Raw genomic sequence first — 18,885 nt, forward strand, 5'->3', positions numbered from 1 at the left:
TTATTTCTAATTGAATTGTTTAAATAAATCATCGAGATAATTAATGTATGTTCCGTGTTTTTTATTAAGTGAATATGGCGTGGGAATAGTTGATTAATGATGAATGGGTAAAATAAAAATAATGTAACATTATTAAGTTACGGCACTTTTTATGTCAGTTGTATCGAGTGCTAAAGAAAGAGAATGTAATATAGAGGTTGTAGAGTGAAAAAAACCTATTTGTCTTTAGTTATATCTGCGTTTGTTTTCAGTGTGTCAGGTTACGCTATTGCTGACTCGAACTCTGGTGTTTTTGATGATAGAAGCTTTGATCCTTTTAGTGCAAATAATGAGCTAACCTATTTTATTGATAACATCCCTTCAGATACTGTATTCAATGAATCCATAATTTTTTTGCGTGATGATAAAAAAATAAAAAATATAACTTTGAATCAAAATTCAACTTTAAGAATAGAGGATGCAGGAACAGCGATTAACTCTATTGTTAATAAAGGTTCATCAATATTTATGTTAAAACGTAAAGGAAAAAGTCAAGGGAAGCCGATAATTCAGGATACAACTATTAACACTGGTGGTGAACTTGATATGGAAGCACACTCTATATCAAGAGGAAGACTTTATATTGCTAAAGGTGCAGAGTTAACAATTGATAATGTTGATGATAATTTTGTCAACGTGAAGGTAAATACTCCCGTGCCAGCAGCTAATGTTTCAATTGAAAACTTAAAATTAGCTGGAGTCGTAGTGATTACTCCATCATGGAATGAAGATGATGGAGAAGATGGCGATGCCCCATTCCCTGAAAAACCAGGGCCATATTTAGTGACGCAGATCCATAATCTCGAAATGCTGCCAGATAGTAAAATAATAATGGATGGGTATGAGTCAGGGGCACAATATAATAAATTGGAGATAAATAACTTATCGGGTACCGGTAATTTTGAATTATCTACCAGCCTTGCTGATAATATTGGTGATCTGATTTATGTGACAGGCCATGCGTCTGGTAATTTTGGCATCCTAGTCCAAGATAGGGGGCGGGAAATTGTTCACCCAGAAAATATCCGTCTTGTTTATATCAATGCAGGTGATGCTCAGTTTGATTTACTGAACAAAGAAGGCATCGTAGATATTGGTATTCATAAGTATCGTTATCGGTTAGAGAGTAAAAAAGATGGCGAACATACGGAATGGTATCTGGTAAATGAGAAAAAAGAGCTGCTTCAGGAACCAAAACAAGATCCGGTAGAAATGACTAAGCCGACTAAGACTGATAATAAGAGTACACTTGTTCCAATTGGTTTTAGTTCCAGTGCCCGAAATATAATGAGCATGTCTGCTTCTTCACAACATATTCTGAACACTGAGTTAAATACTTTACACCAGCGGCAGGGCAATTTGCGTAGCAATGATGGTGAAATGGAGGTTTGGGTACGCCATCTTAGCGATAATAGCCGCCTGAATACTCATCACTATGCCGCATTTAAAAATACCATGCATGGGTTGCAAATCGGGGTAGGTAAGCAATTTGAGCTGGGAAGAGGTAAATTATTAGCAGGTGCCTTCACGTCATACAGTAAATCTAATGTTAAATTCAATATCGGTGGTAATGGCGATGTTGAGAGTTACAGTAGTGGTCTGTATGCGACCTATCTGGATCAATCAGGTTTGTATTTTGATGCAGTGTTGAAAGGTAATCGTCTGAAAAACCAAATTAGAGCCAGAATGAATAGCGGTGATATCGGACGGGCTGATTATAATCAGGGGGCTTTCACGACTTCATTGGAAACGGGCTATACCTTGCCAATATCTCAACGTGTTACTTTTGATCCCTATGTAAGAGTCAGTTATTCTCACATCAGCAGTGCTGATTATACACTCAGTAATGGTATGCAGACTGACATTCACGGAACAAATAGCTTACAAAGTGAAGCCGGTGCACGTTTTGGTACTCATCTGACATTAGGTAGTATGGAGATTATGCCATATGCTAAGTTGGCTGTTTCCCATGAATTTAATGGCAGCAATAAAGTCAATATTAACAAAGTGACTTTTGATAATAATTACTCCGGTAATACCGGTAAATATGGTTTGGGTATAAATACTAATGTGAATAAAAATATCTCTGTTTACGCTGAGGTAAATTACCTTCATGGCAATAAAATCGAAACTCCGATACATACAACAGCAGGGTTTAAGGTATTGTTCTAAGCATTAAATAGTTTTTGTCAGGAAAGTAGTTCAAGCTTAGTGCATTCTTTTGTCAGTTATGCTTGAACTACCTATTGTAACTTACGGGATTATCGCAAATGAACGTACCGGGAACCCTGTTGCCTTTTCTGGTTTAGCGACAATATTAAAAATAATCGCACCACGAGTAGGAACCTTGTCTAAATTTTTCATGATTTCTATTTGATACGTATCCTGTGCTAAAACGTAATGCTCGCCGAGGAAGATATTATTATTTCTGGCATCTTTCGAGGAGTCAGTATCAAATGTTTCGTGCCCGATGGCTTTTATTTTCCTTTCCTCAAACAGGAATTTTAGAGCATCTAATCCCCAGCCGGGTGTCTGATTATTTCCATTAATGTCTTTATTTTCCATTTTCGCCTGAGAAGGCCAGCGTTTACTCCAGTCTGTTCTTAATGCAACAAAAGTATCGGCTTCAATAATGCCATACTCGGCTTCAAAACAGAGAATATCTTCTTTTGACAACGAAAATTCAGGCTCTTGTTCTGCCCGTTCTGATTGGTCAATAACTATTAATGGTAATACCAGTTCTTTTAATTCAATTCCATTCAGGAAACGTCCATCAGGAATAAAATGGCAGGGAGCATCAATATGCGTACTATATTGCCCGACAAAAGTAAATTGTTGGGTGAAAAAGCCATCCTGATAACTAAATAATGTTTTTATTTGAGCAGGGGGAAACATAGAGAAATGAGGAGAATGTTGATCAAAGCTGTGAGTCAGATCGACCCATTTTTTAGATTTTAATAAAGTGAGTGCCTGTAAAATATTATTCGTCATAAAAACCTCATCTTTTTTAATTTTTTGAGGATGACAGGTGATATATTCAATCGTCGGTGACTGGGGCAGCCACCGAGACTCGTTTGTTAGTGGATATTAATAACTTTTTGGGGTGATATCAACATAGGTGGGATCGGAAAAAGAACATTCCTCTTCAGAAATAATCGATGAAGCAATAATAATCACCGGTGATTTATTCTTGTCAATATAAGGAATGGTAACTTCTATTGTCTGGGAATAAAGTTCGCCCCAGGCTGAATAAGTTATCGGTAACTTATTTTTTTCCAGAAGGTGTCTGTTAATTAATATTGAATTTGCCTGATGCTTATCCAGTTGGTTATTTTTTCTGACTGCGGCGTTTATAACCTGATAAGCTGCCCACGATTCTGTCGTAGCGCAGTAATCTAAATTTTCATTTGTCGAAGCGATACCTATCGCTGGGATAAATAACATCGTAAAAGTGAGAAATTTTTTCATATCATTCCATTGAATATATTATTTTAAATAATAATAAAATTTGATTGTTCTTCCGTATTCTTCTTGCAAGAAACAGCCGTTATTATCATCTTTGCGTTAATTTTTTGTGTTGAAAATGTTTGTGTTTTTATATTGATTGTTTGCAAATTATGCATAAAATATAATGCCGGATCAGGATCCCCGAAAAAGGGATGGTGACTAAATGACACCACCTGAAATAAGATCAATAAACGATACCACTCATTATTATTATATTAATAAAATATTATGGTGCCGCTGTTATTTTTATGTTTTCTCTGTCGTAGGCGTTAACTCCATTTCATAATCACTGACAGGGAATTGCCCATAAGTATCATGCAATAATTGTTTGCAGCTTTCCTGTTTAATCAGGTCGCTGAGTTCATCTAAGCGTTTTTGTAATAACCGCTTAGTTTCATTTTCATTATCCAAGACAGTCTGCAAAATTTTGGTTAATTTCTGCTGCAATGAAATAGGCGCATCTGAATCTTCTGATATTAAGGTAACCACTTCTACTGCTTTCAGATAGGTGATTTCCATATCGACAAGTACATCCCATTTTTCATTTTTAGCTAAATCAAGCATCTGCTCACTTAAACTAAGGATCTGCTGGTAAGCTGACAAAAGATCCAGATCATTTTTCATCAAACAATATCCTGACTGGCGTTGTAATGAGGACCTATCTGCCGCCAAGAATCTGAAATCTCGGTAAGTAAATCAATCACTTCGGTAATAGCCTTCTCATCGTTGCGTAAATTAGCATGGAGTAAACGACGACTCATATAATCATATAAAGCAGAAAGATTCTGAGCAATCTCTCCGCCTTTTTCGAAATCAAGTCCTTCTTTCAGACCATTATCAATGATATTTATCGCCTTTGAAATAGCTAAACCTTTTTCCGGGATATTTCCCTGTTGCATCAGAATAATTGCACGACGTAGGGCGCTGAGCGCCCCATTGAACAATATCTGAATCAACTGATAGGGAGAAGCATTCATAATTTCGCTCTCAAGATCTACCTGAGCGTATAACTGGCTTGCCGAACGTTGATACATATTATCCTTTAATTATCTTAAAAGCTGGAATAGGGATGAACTTGTGTTATTCAGGGAATTCATCAGTTTATCCAATTCTGTGAATTGACGTTTATAACGCTCCATTGTGGCATCAATAGTGTCATTTGTCCGCTCCACTTGTTTCTCAAGGGTTTTAAGACTTTTATTAATGCCTTCGGTTGCGGTTGCGATAGTCCCTTCATGGCTATCTAACGTTTTCTTTAATAGATTGTAAGTCTGGGTTGCAAAGCCGGTTTTTTCACCATCGCCCATAAAGAAAGCCTTCACGTTGGCTGGTTTCTCTTTCAGGTTCTTTTCCAGTTTATCTTTATTGATTTCCAGTGTGCCATCCAATTTCTGTTTAATACCCAATTTATTTAAGGTAGCGATATCAGCAACATTCTGGGCAGCAAATAATTGGTGTCTTAATTGGTTCTGGATATTTTTCAGTGTTCCGTCACCCAGCAAAGCACCATTATCTTTTGACGCCGCTTCACCTTTTCCGACCGCTTTAAATTTGGTCAGTGAATCAAAAGTAGACTGTAAGTCATTATAAGCATCAACCCACTTTTTAATTGCTTCTTGCATTGGTTCAATATCACGGGAAACAACCAGTGTTTCTGATTTGAACTGTTCTACTTCTTTGATTTCGCCTTTTTCCCCTGTGATTTTTACAGTTTCTTTTTCTGAAACTTTTTTCAGATTCAGGGTAATACCTTCAGGTGCATCTTTTATTTCATTAGTCTGGCGCTCAATCTTGACACCATTAACGTGTAATACTGCATTTTTTGCGGGAACTTTTTCTTGCATTACACCAGTGCGTTTTTTATCGCTTGGTGGGTACTCCAGCAATTCGTTCAGTTTATTATCACCTTCGACCTTGATTTTCATCATCGATTTTGTACCCGCTTTTTTAGCGGTCAGAATCAGATAATTATTCTTATCGTCGGCTTTAATAATGCTGGCGTTAACATTACCTTCCTGCTTATTAATTGCATCACGGATCTCAACCAGAGAAGTTTGCTCATCGGTCAGAGCAATCTTCATGAGTTCTGTTTTACCGTCTTTACCTTCCTGCTCAATAACGATAGTACGGCTTGTTGCCGAAGTTTCTCCCAACTGCTCTTTTACACTGGGAACAGATGTGGTTTGCAAAGATTGCGCTACGGCAAGCTGCTCAACTTCAATCTTATAGTTACCCGGGCTGGCTTTGGAATCCGTGCTTGGAGTAAATAATTTATGGTCTTCGCTTGTTTTAGTTGTATTAAGCTTATCGAATTTTTTCAGTTCTTCCGAAGCGGTCTGAAGTTTTTCCAGACTGCCTTTTAATGTGCCAAAACCGGTCAGCTTTGCTTTATAGCTTGTTTGTTGCTGTGCTAATGGTTCTAAACGTTTTCTTTCTGCTGCCTGAAGTTTATCCAGCAAAGAACCCAAATCCATCCCGGACCCGGCCCCTAATGAGGAAATGCTAGCCATATTGACTCCTTTATTTGTAAAGCATCACTGGAGTTGTTATCGGATTAATTTGCGAAAAGTTTACTGAGAAAACGATTTTTTTGATGGATGGAATAGTTGATGAGAACAGGCGCTGTTTGGGTTATCGGTATATCTGTCGTCTTTCAGGCTGTCTATTTATTGGCTGTGCTCGCTCACGCCAGTCACCGTTTTTATAAATATACGGTTACTTATGCTCCTGGAGATTAATGAAAGGTTCCTGCTTTTCTTCACCGCAGTCCAGCCTTTGGCTTGGCAAATTCGTTTCTTTGCAGCCGCGATGTAACTTGAAAACCATCGGAGAAACAAGAAGTAAGAAAAAAATGAAAAACTTTTTTCAAGAAATATTAAAGGTTCTTTTTAAGTAGCCGATAAAATTGTTGGCGGTGATGAACACCGTGAGCAAACAGGCTCAGACTAATTATATCGACTTGATTTTAAAAAGGAACTCTACTATGGCATCAGTAATCAATACTAACTACTCATCTCTGCTGGCTCAAAACAACCTGACTAAATCTCAGGGTACTTTAGGTTCTGCGATTGAGCGTCTGTCCTCTGGTTTACGTATTAACAGCGCGAAGGATGATGCTGCTGGTCAAGCGATTGCTAACCGTTTCACTGCTAACGTTAAAGGTCTGACTCAGGCTTCCCGTAACGCAAACGACGGTATCTCCATTGCTCAGACTACCGAAGGTTCTCTGAACGAAATCAATAACAACCTGCAACGTATCCGCGAACTGAGCGTTCAGGCGACAAACGGTACTAACTCTCCAAGCGACCTGAAGTCTATTCAAGAAGAAGTGACTCAGCGCCTGAGTGAAATTGATCGTATTTCTGAACAAACTCAGTTTAATGGCGTAAAAGTATTAAGCAAAGATACTACTCTGAATATTCAGGTTGGTGCTAACGATGGCGAAACTATCAAAATCGATTTGAAAAAAATTGACAGCCAGGAGTTAAAACTGAATGACTTTAGAGTGGCATTGAAACAGACTCCAGAACAAGAAGAGGCAGTAGCAAAGGCTGAAAAAGATGTAGCAGACGCTGCGAAAGCATTGTCTGATAACAAAGATTCTGACGCAGAAGCTGGTTTAAAAGAGAAACTTGCCGCTGCAAATACAGCTCTTAACGAGAAAAAAGAAGCAGGGGAAAAACCTACAGCAAATCCATTGGCTAAATTAGATAAAGCTCTGTCAGATGTAGACAGCCTACGCAGTTCACTGGGTGCAGTTCAAAACCGTCTGGAATCTACTGTTAACAACCTGAACAACACTGTTAACAATCTGAGCGCTGCTCGTAGCCGTATCGAAGACGCTGACTACGCGGTTGAAGTTTCTAACATGAGCCGTGGCCAGATCCTGCAACAAGCTGGTACTTCTGTTCTGGCTCAGGCGAACCAGGTTCCACAGACCGTTCTGTCTCTGCTGCGTTAATTTTTATTACTCAGCTAAGGGCTTATGCAGGGCAACCTGCATAGCTCCTACATCTAAAAAAGGGATCGGCTTGCCGATCCTTATTTTTTAGGTGCTATTTAAAGGGAATACCCTAAGTATTTCGCGTTGTATCGCGGCGGCAAGGGAGTGAACCCCTGAGCATAGATAACTATGCGACTGGGGTGAGCGAACGCAGCCAACAAAGAGACAACGTGAAAGACGACGGGTATTGTCAGGGACAGCCTGAAACTTGCGACACAAGGCGGACAACAAAAATTTCGCATAGGTGAAAAAGAAGCGCTTTTACTTCATTGTTCAAACGATTGTACCCGTTAGGGGATTGGATAATGGTATCCAGTCTCTTATCCAAAGGTGTCTGTTGTTGTGAGCGATTTGTATACCGCCGAAGGCGTGATGGACAAAAATAGCCTCTGGAAGCGCTATGTACCACTGGTTCGCCATGAAGCACTGAGGCTACAGGTGAGGTTGCCTGCCAGTGTCGAGCTTGATGACCTGCTTCAGGCCGGTGGCATAGGGTTGCTGAACGCAGTGGAGCGTTACGATTCCCTACAGGGAACGGCGTTTACCACTTATGCAGTGCAGCGCATCAGAGGTGCAATGTTGGATGAGTTGAGGAGCCGTGATTGGGCGCCACGCAGTGTGCGACGCAATGCACGGGAAGTCACGCAAACCATCCGTAAACTTGAGCAAGAGTTAGGCCGTCCAGCCAGTGAGCAGGAAGTTGCTAAAGAATTAAAGATTAATCTGATAGAATATCGGCAAATACTGTTAGAAACCAATAACAGTCAGCTATTTTCTTATGACGAATGGCACGAAATTTACGGCGAAAGCTGTGAGCCAGTAATTGAGGAAGAGCATGAGACAAATCCTCTCCAACAGTTATTGGAAGGTGATCTCCGTCAGCGGGTTATCGATGTTATTGAGTCGTTACCTGAAAGGGAAAAAATGGTTCTGACGCTGTACTATCAGGAAGAACTGAATCTTAAAGAGATTGGCGCGGTGCTTAATGTGGGGGAATCTCGCGTGAGTCAGCTCCACAGCCAGGCAATAAAAAGGCTGCGGGCGCGTTTGAATCCAGAGAAGTAACTTTTTGCTTATTTGTTTTTTGTTAAGACTACACACAGGGCTTTATCTCTTATGTCTGTTACAACACAAAAGAAACGGCCTCTTAGCCGTTATATTAAGGACTATAAACATAGTCAGACTCATTGTTTGCATTGTCATAAGACTCTTGACCGTATTTCCCTTGTTTTTAACGGTCAGGTTATCAATAAAGAAGCAATTTCCGAGATGACCGAATTGGTTGATGACAAAACATGGAATGAGTTACAGGGTAAATTTGTAGCGCTGTGCCGCTTCTGTAGTGAAATTTATTGCAATAGCCAGACTGATTATTTCGACATTATGTCATTTAAACAGTATCTGTTTGAACAAACCGAGATGAGCCACAGCACAGTGCGTGAATACGTGGTTCGTCTGCGCAGATTGGATGAGTTACTGACCTCAGACAATTATCCTGAAGAAGAGTTTACACCAGAAAAAATTCAGGAAAAATTGAGTGAGAAGCTGTCCGAATCTGCTTTCAGTAATTACAATATCGCGCTGCGTAAATACGAACAATATCTGAGCTGGCAACAGAACGGGCATTGATTAATTCGGCAAAAACATAGCGTCTGTTTGGCTGAACAATTTGGTCAGTTTTAGAGGGGAATGTACAAATAGTGCATTCCCCTTTATTTTTAATACATCATGTCTTATATGTCTATTTGGTTATAAATATATAACCAAATAGAACTAAGCGGGTTATTTTAATCATTTGATTTAATCGTTTGATTTAATCAAATGATTATAAATAAATTGGCTAATCTATTTTTTTAATTCCGCTTTTTTAACCGATGGTCATTAAGCTGGCATTTCCTCCTGCCGCTGCGGTGTTAACACTCAATGAACGTTCATGCAGCAGGCGCTCCAGCAACAGATTAGTTTCGCCCCGGGCAAAACCCTGCACTGAAACAATCGGCCCTTTACGTTGTGCAACGGTTTCACATCCCTGCCGTAACTGATCGCAATCACCGTGATAAATAACCGCTTCCATAACCGTGTCTTCATTCTGCCAGTCATTCACTAAATAAATGGCGTGACGAACTTCTTTTGGTAACTGTTTGAGTAACTGCTGGTGAAGTTCATCCTTTTCCCAGACCACCTGACAACCAACTGAAAGCACTGCGGCTAACTGAATCAGAGTATCCTGCTCATTATCTGCAAGACAGAGAACCTGACCGCGCGGCAACAGGGTGTAGGTATTACGTTCGCCCGTTGGTCCCGGCAGTAAGCGCGTTGTCCCGCCCTGAGCCAGTAAAGCGTATTCCTGAATGATGTGGCTCAGTTCCGAGTGGTTATTTGATGTAGCCCATTCAGCCAGTTTGTTGAAAGGAGAGTGCAGGGCAGTGCGGATAGTGGCATCCAGCGGATATTCCTCATCCTGACGCGCTAATGTCTGAGTTGCAGCATTGACTGGGCGCTGGGACAACAGGCGATAAAGATAAAGCGGTCCGCCGGCTTTAGGCCCGGTGCCGGACAATCCTTCACCACCGAATGGCTGGACACCAACAACGGCACCGACCATATTGCGGTTAACATATAAATTACCGACTTTTGCCTTACCCGTGACCTGAGAGATGGTTTCATCAATACGGGTGTGAACGCCTAATGTTAATCCATAGCCGGAAGCGTTAATCTGATCAAGCAGTTGATCCAACTCGTCCCGCTTGAAACGGACAACGTGCAGAACAGGGCCGAAAATCTCTTTTTTCAGCTCATCAAAACTTTCCAGCTCAATAAGGGTAGGTTTGACGAACATTCCCTGTGACCATTCCCGACTGTCTGCCACATTTTCATGAGTCGCCTGATAAACCGTTCTGCCCTTAGTGCGCATAGCCTGAATATGGCGCTCGATATTCGCTTTTGCTTCGGCATCGATCACCGGGCCGATGTCGGTGAACAGATGTTCAGGATTCCCCATCCGGCATTCCGCCATTGCGCCTTTCAGCATGGTGAGTGTTCTGTCTGCAACATCATCCTGTATACACAGAATACGCAAGGCAGAGCAGCGCTGGCCAGCACTGTCAAAAGCAGAGGCAACCACATCAGTGACAACCTGTTCAGTCAGGGCGGAGGAATCGACAATCATCGCATTCATCCCACCGGTTTCTGCGATCAGTGGCGTCGGGCGGCCCTGAGCATCAAGACGTCCGGCGATATTACGCTGTAACAGGCTGGCAACTTCGGTGGAGCCGGTGAACATCACGCCACGCACACGTTCATCGCCTACCAGCATAGAACCGACAGTTTCCCCTTGCCCCGGCAATAATTGTAGTACTTCGCGCGGAATGCCTGCCTGATGCAGCATTTTAACGGCGACCGCTGCAATCAGTGGTGTCTGTTCTGCTGGTTTTGCCAGAACACTATTACCAGCCGCTAATGCAGCGGCAATCTGACCGGTGAAAATGGCCAGAGGGAAGTTCCACGGGCTGATACAGACCACAGGCCCAAGTGGGCGATGGGTATCATTGGCGAAATCCTGACGCACCTGATCGGCGTAGTAATAGAGAAAATCCACCGCTTCACGAACTTCGGCAATGGCATTGTTGAACGTTTTACCTGCTTCACGAACCAGAATACCGAGCAGGGATTGCAGGTTATCTTCCATCAGTTCCGCAGCACGTACCAAAATAGCTGCACGCTCTGACGGTGGCGTGGCAAACCAGATGGTTTCGGCATTGGTGGCGACATCCATTGCGTGGCTGACTTCCTGCTCTGTGGTTTCCCGCACATAGCCGACGATATCAGAAGATTTGGCCGGGTTGTTAACCGGGCTGGCAACCGGTAATTCCTCAGTATGAGTATAGTCACCACCCAATAACGGTTCGCTGTTCCATATTTCCATGGAAGAACTCAACAGCGCGCTGGAAAGAGAAGCTAAACGGTGCTCACTGGAAAGATCTAATCCTGACGAATTGGCACGATTTTTACCATATAAGTCAATTGGTAATGGAATTTTTGGATGAGGCAGGCCGATTTGCCCTTCAGATTTAGCCAGTTCATGAACCACTTTTACCGGATCGGCAACCAGTTCATCGATCGGTAGATTGGTATCAGCAATACGGTTAACGAATGAGGTATTCGCCCCATTTTCCAACAGGCGTCGAACCAGATAGGCCAGTAAAGTTTCATGGGTTCCGACCGGTGCATAGATTCGACACGGGCGATTCAGTTTGCCGTCCGCAATTTTACCGACCACCTGTTCATAAAGCGGTTCACCCATTCCGTGCAGACACTGGAATTCATACTGTCCCGGATAGTAATTCTGCCCTGCGATATGGTAAATGGCAGACAGAGTATGGGCGTTATGAGTTGCAAACTGAGGGTAAATAAGATTAGGCACAGATAGCAACTTACGGGCGCAGGCGATATAAGAAACATCGGTATACACTTTGCGGGTATAAACCGGATAGCCTTCCAGACCGTCAATCTGGGCACGCTTGATTTCACTATCCCAATAAGCCCCTTTTACCAGACGGATCATCAGTCTGTGGCGGCTGCGCTGAGCTAAATCGATAATACTGTCAATAACGAAAGGACAGCGTTTCTGGTAGGCCTGAATAACAAAACCAATCCCGTTCCAGCCTTCCAGTTGAGGTTCAAAGCAGAGTTTTTCCAGCAAATCGAGGGAAATTTCCAGCCTATCCGCTTCTTCTGCATCAATATTGATACCGATATCATACTGACGCGCCTGTAAAGTCAGGCTAAGCAGGCGAGGGTAGAGTTCGGTCATCACGCGTTCATACTGGGCGCGGCTATAGCGGGGATGCAGGGCGGAAAGTTTGATAGAAATACCCGGCCCTTCATAAATGCCCCGGCCGTTCGATGCCTTACCAATTGCATGAATGGCCTGTTGATAAGAGACCATATAAGCCTGTGCATCTTCTTCAGTCAGTGCGGCTTCACCAAGCATGTCATAGGAGTAACGGAAGCCTTTCTCCTCCAGCTTGCGGGCGTTGGCAAGGGCCTGAGCAATAGTTTCGCCTGTGACGAATTGCTCTCCCATCAGACGCATTGCCATATCTACGCCTTTGCGCACCAATGGTTCACCGCTCTTGCCAATGATTCGGGTCAGTGATTTGGATAATTTGGCTTCGTTATGGGTAGAGACTAATTTACCGGTAAACAGTAATCCCCATGTCGCAGCATTAACGAACATGGACGGGCTTTGCCCCAGATGGGAGTGCCAGTTACCGTTACTGATTTTGTCGCGGATGAGTGCATCGCGGGTTGCTTTATCAGGAATGCGCAGCAGGGCTTCGGCAAGGCACATCAGTGCGACACCTTCCTGTGAAGAGAGTGAAAATTCCTGTAGTAGCCCCTGAACCAGACCGGCGCGCCCAATACCCTGTTTTTGCTGGCGTAATTTCTCTGCGATGGAATATGCGAGTTTATGTGCCGCTTTGGATTGTTCTTCTGGTAACTGAGCTTGTTGCAGTAACATTGGAACAGCCTGTGTTTCAGGTAACCGATAAGCCGCAGTAATTGCAGAACGTTTCACCGATTGGGGTAAAATGTGCTCGGCAAAGTCCAGAAACGGCTGATAACGGGCTTCAATTGGTGATTCTTCTTCGGAAATCTTTTCTTCTTTGTTATCCTGAGCGGCTGATATTTCCGGGATCTTTTCCTCATTTTCAAGACGTTCGAGATAATTAAAAATGGCTTGCTTAATCAGCCAGTGTGGTGTGCGCTCAATTCGTTGTGCAGCAGCTTTGATGCGGTTACGCGTTGCTTCATCGAGCTTCACGCCCATAGTGGTACTACCCATTCTCACTCCTTAATAGGAAGACTAATCAAGTTACGGAACAATATCTTCCATGTTGCAACTTTGTGCAACTTTGTTAAAAGCCATTATTCAGAATTTGTGAAATCAATCTGATTTTGAACATATAATTTGTGGCTCATGATTATTAATCTATTATCTACATGATAGATAAGTATTTATTTTCATTTGGCTACATAGGGTTTTTTATGGAAGGTGCAACTTTATGGGTGATAAATGTGACTTGGCGAACGTTTCTTGTAAAAAATGCCGTTAATCAGTTGTTAAAAATGTTTTAGCTAATTTAGGATAGAAAGTGATTTTTAAATAATTACAAATATAAATTACATATCGGAACAACGCCACCTTCAGGTGAAATAATCTTCAGGTACAACTCTGGCCTACCCAGTAAACTTCGAGTTGCATACAGCCAGCAAAAGGCAGTCTGAAAGCAAGATGGGTAAAACCTGACAACAGAACACCTTGTCCTGAGAGAGATATTGCGCTGAAAGAAGTGGGAAATCTATACCCAATGAATTTCAAGCCGCATCGCGGCGGCAAGGGAGTTCATCCCCGGGAGCATAGATAACTATGTGACTGGGGTGAGCGAGCGCAGCCAATAAAGAGGCAGTTTGAAAGACGACGGGTATAAGTACAGAACACATCATTGACGCAAATCAAGTAGTCTGAATAAACAGGATTTGCAAAAAATACTATGGAGAAGAACCTGCATGACAGTAAATTCACCAATGCTAATTACCTTCATTGTCTATATAGCCGGGATGCTACTGATAGGCTTCATGGCTTACCGTGCCACCAAGAATTTCGATGACTATATTCTGGGTGGCCGGCGATTAGGCAGTGTAGTAACAGCACTATCTGCTGGCGCTTCTGATATGAGTGGCTGGTTATTAATGGGGTTGCCGGGGGCGATTTTTTTATCCGGTGTATCAGAAATCTGGATCGCGTTGGGCTTATTACTGGGAGCCTATCTGAACTGGCGCTGGGTCGCAGGCCGATTACGTGTTCATACAGAAATCAATAATAATGCGCTGACTTTACCGGATTATTTCACCAACCGCTTTGATGATAGCAGTAAAGTTCTCCGTATTATCTCTGCCGTTGTTATCCTGATTTTCTTCACTATCTACTGTGCGTCGGGGGTTGTAGCGGGTGGACTGCTGTTTGAAAATACATTTGGTATCAGCTACGAACACGCTATCTGGCTGGGTGCGTTAGCTACGATTGCCTACACTTTCCTCGGCGGATTTTTGGCGGTGAGCTGGACTGATACCGTGCAAGCAACCTTAATGATTTTTGCTTTGATTCTGGTGCCTGTGCTGATTTTACTCAACGTGGGTGGCGTGGAGAAGGCCATTACCATTATTGAGGCGAAAAATCCTGTCTATATGGATATATTTAAGAACCTGAATTTTGTGGCCATCATCTCATTGTTGGGCTGGGGGTTAGGTTACTTTGGTCAGCCCCATATTCTGGCCCGTTTTATGGCCGCAGATTCTCATCAGACTATCCATAAAGCGCGCCGTATCAGTATGACGTGGATGCTGTTATGTCTTGCGGGTACGTCAGCGGTAGGTTTCTTTGGTATTGCATATTTTTCAATCCATACGGATCAGGCTGGCCCGGTATTACAAAACCATGAGCGTATTTTTATGGAGCTGGGCATACTGTTATTTAATCCGTGGATCACGGGTATCTTGTTGTCTGCGGTTTTGGCTGCGGTCATGAGTACACTGAGCTGCCAGTTGCTGGTGTGTTCCAGTGCTCTGACAGAAGATTTTTATAAAGCCTTTATTCGTACGAAAGCGAGCCAGAAAGAACTGGTATGGGTCGGACGGATGATGGTGCTGTTGGTCGCGGCTATTGCCATTGTGATTGCGACTAACCCAAATAATAAAGTGCTGGCTTTAGTCAGTAATGCCTGGGCGGGTTTTGGCGCAGCATTTGGCCCAGTAATCCTGATTTCGGTGATTTGGCAACGCATGACACGCAACGGCGCATTAGCGGGTATGCTGGTGGGTGCTGTGACTGTACTGGTATGGATGAAGTTTGAGTGGTTTGGTCTGTACGAAATCATCCCCGGATTTATTCTGGCCTCGCTTGCCATTGTGGTGGTGAGCTTGTTGGGCAAAGCACCAAATAAGACGATCCAGCAGCGTTTTATCGAAGCCGAAGCTCAGTATAATACTAAATAAAGATATATTCAGAGCCTCTGAAGTAGCAGAGGCTCATTAATAATAGTTAATTCCAACATGTCCATCGGCTGGGATCTCCGGCATATTCAAGTTTTGTCCCTTCTGGTGGTTGAAGAAGAGTAATAGTCCATCCTTGATCTGAATTTTCAAAATTACCGATTTTGTTATGATACACATCATAGAGAGAGTCTATTTTTATTGGTTCTGAATTAAAATAAGCGCGTATATAACTTGGTGGAGGAGCTCCATCAGTTTTTTCACTTATTTCATTCAAACGTGCTGGGCAATATTGTTTAGAGTAAAAAATTGTCCAATAATAATCAGATAAAATAGTGGGGGATACTTCTATCATTCCTATACGGCCGGACCATAATAATTTATTATCCTGAGTAATAAATTTAAACCCTGTTATTTTTTCGGAGAGAAAACAGCTGAGAGAGTTTTTATCTTCCCAAGTAAAAGTTCCTTTCTTTCCCGGCCCCACTGTTATTACTACAGGATTGCCTTGTGTTGGCTGATATGTGCAAACAGAATAGACAGATGGTGCATAGACAGTGATTGTATAATTTGTTCTATTATCAATGGTTATTGGGTGATACCCAGAAGAGAATGCTGAAATTGATGTGGTAGTAAGTAACATCATAATAATAAAATTAAACATTCTATGATAAATTAAATTTATGATTTTCATAACCGCTCCTTGCTCATTAATAAGTAAATAAAAAATCAACCTTTCTAAAGGAAACGTTCCATTAGCTAATGGTAGTTGTTTGTTTTAGTATATTTTAAATAATAGTCTATATTTTTGATTATTCTAATTATTAATGTTTAATAAAAATTATGTTAATTTATCTTGTTTTTAATGATGAATTAAATGAATTGTAATTTTCAATCGTTTGTTTTTGTAGGAGATATTTTGGATGGGTAATTTTATTTTTATTTTTTTAATGTTTTTTCTAATGTATATAACGAGATAGATGATAGTGAATATAAAATTTTTTGCAAAAAAACGATTCTCCAGCCAATCGGTTGACTGGAGAATTAAATTACCTAATTTTTTAATTAGGATTCAGATGCAGATGCATTGATGGATGCAGGATAAAGATATGCAGACCATTCATTATATTGGCAAACAAATATTGATGGGTTTCTCGCGGAAAGTGGAGATGCTAATTTATATACTTTATCTCTTATTTCAGCGGCAGTGTTTAATGAATAACCAACATAAGTGCCGGCAGGTAAGGCCATAACATTGCCATTTGAAAATACCACTTTATTATTAAAGTTAATTGTTTTAAGTGATTCGTTGAGAGCATTAATTTCTCTTGGGCCTGCACCATAGATTTCAACGCGGATTAAATAATTAGCCATGAATTACCTCTCTTTTATTTAATGTTTAAATAAAATTATTCATCGGTTTTCTGTGTGAAGAATGCGATGATATTTATATCCAATCTCTTTCCGAGGTTGGTATGCCGGAGAATTTAACAGGTATTAATGACGTTACGCCATATCATTAAATCACAGTTATTTGATGAAATGTTTTTAGAGGGGATTTAATATAATATTTATTATCAGATCTGCTATTTAATAGCTCTACAAATATGCAGAGCTTTATACACTTCGTCTTTCAAGTTGCCTCTTTGTTGGCTGCATTCGTTCACCCCAGTCACATAGTTATCTATGCTCCTGGGGATAATCTCCCTTGCCGCCGCGACGCATCTTGAAATCCATTGTGTATATATATTTTGGGTTATCTATTTATGAGCCTTTTCCTCCATGCGTTGCTCAATAGCGCGTATCACAAATTCGCGTAATTTCTCCACACCAAGAAAACCCACTGCGCCGCCAAGAGCAGGTGATACGCTGACAGGAATACCAATCAGCTCTAGCCCGCTGGAGAATCCCCATGAAAGTGCTCCACAGAGAAGAGGTTCAGCCCATCGGTTTTTGCGTTCCACACCGTCATAAATCAGCCGTCCATAACAGATCATGATAGCCAGCAATGCGCCGGATATCTGTGGCCAGGCATTTCTCAGGTAGTACATAAGGTCAATCCATAATTCAGGATATTCTTGCATTATTCGCCCCATAATTTATTTCCGGTCGTTCAATCACAATGCCTGAATTAAAATTAACTGGGCAGAGATTGGATCCCGGTGTTCAGTGATAGGTTACATATTTCCATAATAGCGTTAGCACCGGATCTCCACATTTTTATAAAGTTGTGCCTTGCATAATACGAACTTCATAGTGACTTTTATTGTGAAGTTCTCTCAGAGCCCTTGCTGATACCCTGTCCAATCAGCACACCAATAATAGTGAGAGCGCTACCGGAAAGTTGGATGAAACTGGGGCTGTCTCCTACAATAGTCTGTATCGCTAATGCGAAAATAGGGACAAAATTAAAAAAGATAGCTGTTTTTCCTGCGCCACGAATAGTAATTGCTATGTTCCAGAATAGATAAGCAACAACAGAACCAGCAAGACCCATATAAAAATCAGCTAAATGACTTTCAAAGGGTGCAGATAATAATGTCGAAACGGGTGATTCAACTGAAATCGCAATGATCGACAATATAATTGTGCCAAAAAACATCGTCCAGCCAGTGGATTCCAGAGGTGTTGATTCTATAACAAAAGTGCGGATCCCAATGGTATAAATTGCCCAGCCTAGAGATCCCAAAAAGATAATTAATTCTCCAGTATTAATATGAGTAGTGTTACCCAACATAGATTGACCATTGGTAACAACCAGAATCACACCAAACAAACTGAGTATCATTCCTGTTATACGTACTATATCAGGAGAACGGCGATTAATGATGCTCTCAAAAATATTGGTAGTGACAGGTGTTGTTGCCATTATTAATGCAGCACTAACAGGGTTTGCATATTGGAGACCAACAAATAATGCACCATTGAATCCTGCAACTCCAATTCCTCCGAGGAGAATAAAAGTAATCCAGTTTTTTCTGAGTATTCCAATGTTAAATTTTTTTCTGGATATCATAAATAGGAAAATAAATAAGGCAGCAAAAGCAAAGCGTTCAGCAGAAGCAGTCCACGGAGGCAGATTCATCAGGGTAATCTTTGTTACCTGAAAATTTGAACCCCAAAAAAATGTTGCAATTAATGTCAGAACAATCGCTAACTGTGGTGTATTTCGTATACGCATATTATTGACTCGATTAAATTTTTATTAAATCAAATTGATTGTATTTTTATTAGGATGATTGTGGCATAGTCGAAAAAAAAGATATTTAGATATAAATAGA

Annotated in this window: 16 protein-coding genes; 6 read left to right on the plus strand and 10 right to left on the minus strand. The window is 41.4% G+C overall.

The window, feature by feature from the left end; translation table 11 throughout:
- Positions 1-204: 204 nt before the first annotated feature.
- Positions 205-2,211 (plus strand): autotransporter outer membrane beta-barrel domain-containing protein, encoded by a 2,007-nt coding sequence (locus AACS90_RS13440; RefSeq protein ID WP_099120572.1) that lies wholly within the window; start codon positions 205-207, stop codon positions 2,209-2,211.
- An 81-nt stretch (positions 2,212-2,292) separates the two neighbouring features.
- On the opposite strand, the gene AACS90_RS13445 is transcribed toward AACS90_RS13440, so the two are convergent.
- The 5 genes from AACS90_RS13445 to fliD form a co-directional block, all read right to left on the minus strand.
- Positions 2,293-3,030, minus strand: coding sequence for a cyclase family protein (locus AACS90_RS13445; RefSeq protein WP_099120573.1), 738 nt, complete (start codon positions 3,028-3,030; stop codon positions 2,293-2,295).
- Between the two features lie 96 nt (positions 3,031-3,126).
- The gene (locus AACS90_RS13450) at positions 3,127-3,507 is read right to left on the minus strand and encodes a hypothetical protein (RefSeq protein ID WP_099108241.1); all 381 of its coding nucleotides are present in this window, start codon (positions 3,505-3,507) and stop codon (positions 3,127-3,129) included.
- 285 nt (positions 3,508-3,792) lie between these two features.
- The gene (gene fliT, locus AACS90_RS13455; RefSeq protein WP_099108240.1) at positions 3,793-4,170 is read right to left on the minus strand and encodes a flagella biosynthesis regulatory protein FliT; all 378 of its coding nucleotides are present in this window, start codon (positions 4,168-4,170) and stop codon (positions 3,793-3,795) included.
- Positions 4,170-4,580, minus strand: a complete 411-nt coding sequence (gene fliS, locus AACS90_RS13460) for a flagellar export chaperone FliS (protein ID WP_086956342.1) — start codon at positions 4,578-4,580, stop codon at positions 4,170-4,172. The genes fliT and fliS overlap by 1 nt, the downstream gene beginning before the upstream one ends.
- A gap of 12 nt (positions 4,581-4,592) precedes the next feature.
- A complete protein-coding gene (gene fliD / locus AACS90_RS13465) occupies positions 4,593-6,056 on the minus strand; it encodes a flagellar filament capping protein FliD (protein ID WP_099120574.1) in 1,464 nt (487 codons plus the stop codon).
- Between the two features lie 99 nt (positions 6,057-6,155).
- Here fliD and AACS90_RS13470 point away from each other — a divergent pair, with 99 nt between their 5' ends.
- The 4 genes from AACS90_RS13470 (at position 6,156) to fliZ (ending at position 9,178) form a co-directional block, all read left to right on the plus strand.
- On the plus strand, positions 6,156-6,284 hold the full coding sequence (locus tag AACS90_RS13470) for a hypothetical protein (protein WP_339373620.1): 129 nt from the start codon (positions 6,156-6,158) through the stop codon (positions 6,282-6,284).
- 245 nt (positions 6,285-6,529) lie between these two features.
- The gene (locus AACS90_RS13475) at positions 6,530-7,507 is read left to right on the plus strand and encodes a flagellin N-terminal helical domain-containing protein (RefSeq protein ID WP_099120575.1); all 978 of its coding nucleotides are present in this window, start codon (positions 6,530-6,532) and stop codon (positions 7,505-7,507) included.
- Between the two features lie 384 nt (positions 7,508-7,891).
- Positions 7,892-8,614 carry an RNA polymerase sigma factor FliA gene (locus AACS90_RS13480; protein WP_099108236.1) on the plus strand — a complete coding sequence of 241 codons (723 nt, stop codon included), beginning with the start codon at positions 7,892-7,894 and terminating at the stop codon, positions 8,612-8,614.
- A gap of 51 nt (positions 8,615-8,665) precedes the next feature.
- Entirely contained in the window at positions 8,666-9,178 is a 513-nt protein-coding gene (fliZ, locus tag AACS90_RS13485; protein ID WP_086956345.1) for a flagella biosynthesis regulatory protein FliZ, read from the plus strand.
- A 238-nt stretch (positions 9,179-9,416) separates the two neighbouring features.
- On the opposite strand, the gene putA is transcribed toward fliZ, so the two are convergent.
- Complete coding sequence (gene putA / locus AACS90_RS13490; RefSeq protein WP_099120576.1) at positions 9,417-13,397, minus strand: trifunctional transcriptional regulator/proline dehydrogenase/L-glutamate gamma-semialdehyde dehydrogenase; 3,981 nt, start codon at positions 13,395-13,397, stop codon at positions 9,417-9,419.
- Between the two features lie 725 nt (positions 13,398-14,122).
- On the opposite strand from putA, the gene putP reads away from it, so the two are divergent.
- Positions 14,123-15,607 (plus strand): sodium/proline symporter PutP, encoded by a 1,485-nt coding sequence (gene putP, locus AACS90_RS13495; protein ID WP_099120577.1) that lies wholly within the window; start codon positions 14,123-14,125, stop codon positions 15,605-15,607.
- A 46-nt stretch (positions 15,608-15,653) separates the two neighbouring features.
- Here putP and AACS90_RS13500 read toward each other — a convergent pair whose 3' ends face one another.
- The 4 genes from AACS90_RS13500 to AACS90_RS13515 form a co-directional block, all read right to left on the minus strand.
- Positions 15,654-16,298, minus strand: a complete 645-nt coding sequence (locus tag AACS90_RS13500; RefSeq protein WP_099120578.1) for a hypothetical protein — start codon at positions 16,296-16,298, stop codon at positions 15,654-15,656.
- A gap of 371 nt (positions 16,299-16,669) precedes the next feature.
- Entirely contained in the window at positions 16,670-16,978 is a 309-nt protein-coding gene (gene ghoS / locus AACS90_RS13505; protein WP_099120579.1) for a type V toxin-antitoxin system endoribonuclease antitoxin GhoS, read from the minus strand.
- Positions 16,979-17,364: 386 nt separating this feature from the next.
- Complete coding sequence (locus tag AACS90_RS13510) at positions 17,365-17,688, minus strand: phage holin, lambda family (protein ID WP_099120580.1); 324 nt, start codon at positions 17,686-17,688, stop codon at positions 17,365-17,367.
- A 179-nt stretch (positions 17,689-17,867) separates the two neighbouring features.
- Complete coding sequence (locus tag AACS90_RS13515; protein WP_241538174.1) at positions 17,868-18,785, minus strand: DMT family transporter; 918 nt, start codon at positions 18,783-18,785, stop codon at positions 17,868-17,870.
- Positions 18,786-18,885 lie beyond the last annotated feature (100 nt).

Source organism: Xenorhabdus sp. KK7.4, assembly GCF_963876465.1.
GTDB classification, from domain to species: Bacteria; Pseudomonadota; Gammaproteobacteria; order Enterobacterales; family Enterobacteriaceae; genus Xenorhabdus; species Xenorhabdus stockiae.

Coding starts and splice junctions, on each gene's coding strand:
- AACS90_RS13450 (WP_099108241.1), bottom strand. CDS start 3,507: ATGAAAAAATTTCTCACTTTTACGATGTTATTTATCCCAGCGATAGGT.
- ghoS (WP_099120579.1), bottom strand. CDS start 16,978: ATGGCTAATTATTTAATCCGCGTTGAAATCTATGGTGCAGGCCCAAGA.
- putA (WP_099120576.1), bottom strand. CDS start 13,397: ATGGGTAGTACCACTATGGGCGTGAAGCTCGATGAAGCAACGCGTAAC.
- AACS90_RS13515 (WP_241538174.1), bottom strand. CDS start 18,785: ATGCGTATACGAAATACACCACAGTTAGCGATTGTTCTGACATTAATT.
- fliD (WP_099120574.1), bottom strand. CDS start 6,056: ATGGCTAGCATTTCCTCATTAGGGGCCGGGTCCGGGATGGATTTGGGT.
- AACS90_RS13475 (WP_099120575.1), top strand. CDS start 6,530: ATGGCATCAGTAATCAATACTAACTACTCATCTCTGCTGGCTCAAAAC.
- AACS90_RS13445 (WP_099120573.1), bottom strand. CDS start 3,030: ATGACGAATAATATTTTACAGGCACTCACTTTATTAAAATCTAAAAAA.
- AACS90_RS13470 (WP_339373620.1), top strand. CDS start 6,156: ATGAGAACAGGCGCTGTTTGGGTTATCGGTATATCTGTCGTCTTTCAG.
- fliT (WP_099108240.1), bottom strand. CDS start 4,170: ATGAAAAATGATCTGGATCTTTTGTCAGCTTACCAGCAGATCCTTAGT.
- putP (WP_099120577.1), top strand. CDS start 14,123: ATGACAGTAAATTCACCAATGCTAATTACCTTCATTGTCTATATAGCC.
- fliS (WP_086956342.1), bottom strand. CDS start 4,580: ATGTATCAACGTTCGGCAAGCCAGTTATACGCTCAGGTAGATCTTGAG.
- AACS90_RS13500 (WP_099120578.1), bottom strand. CDS start 16,298: ATGAAAATCATAAATTTAATTTATCATAGAATGTTTAATTTTATTATT.
- fliZ (WP_086956345.1), top strand. CDS start 8,666: ATGTCTGTTACAACACAAAAGAAACGGCCTCTTAGCCGTTATATTAAG.
- AACS90_RS13510 (WP_099120580.1), bottom strand. CDS start 17,688: ATGCAAGAATATCCTGAATTATGGATTGACCTTATGTACTACCTGAGA.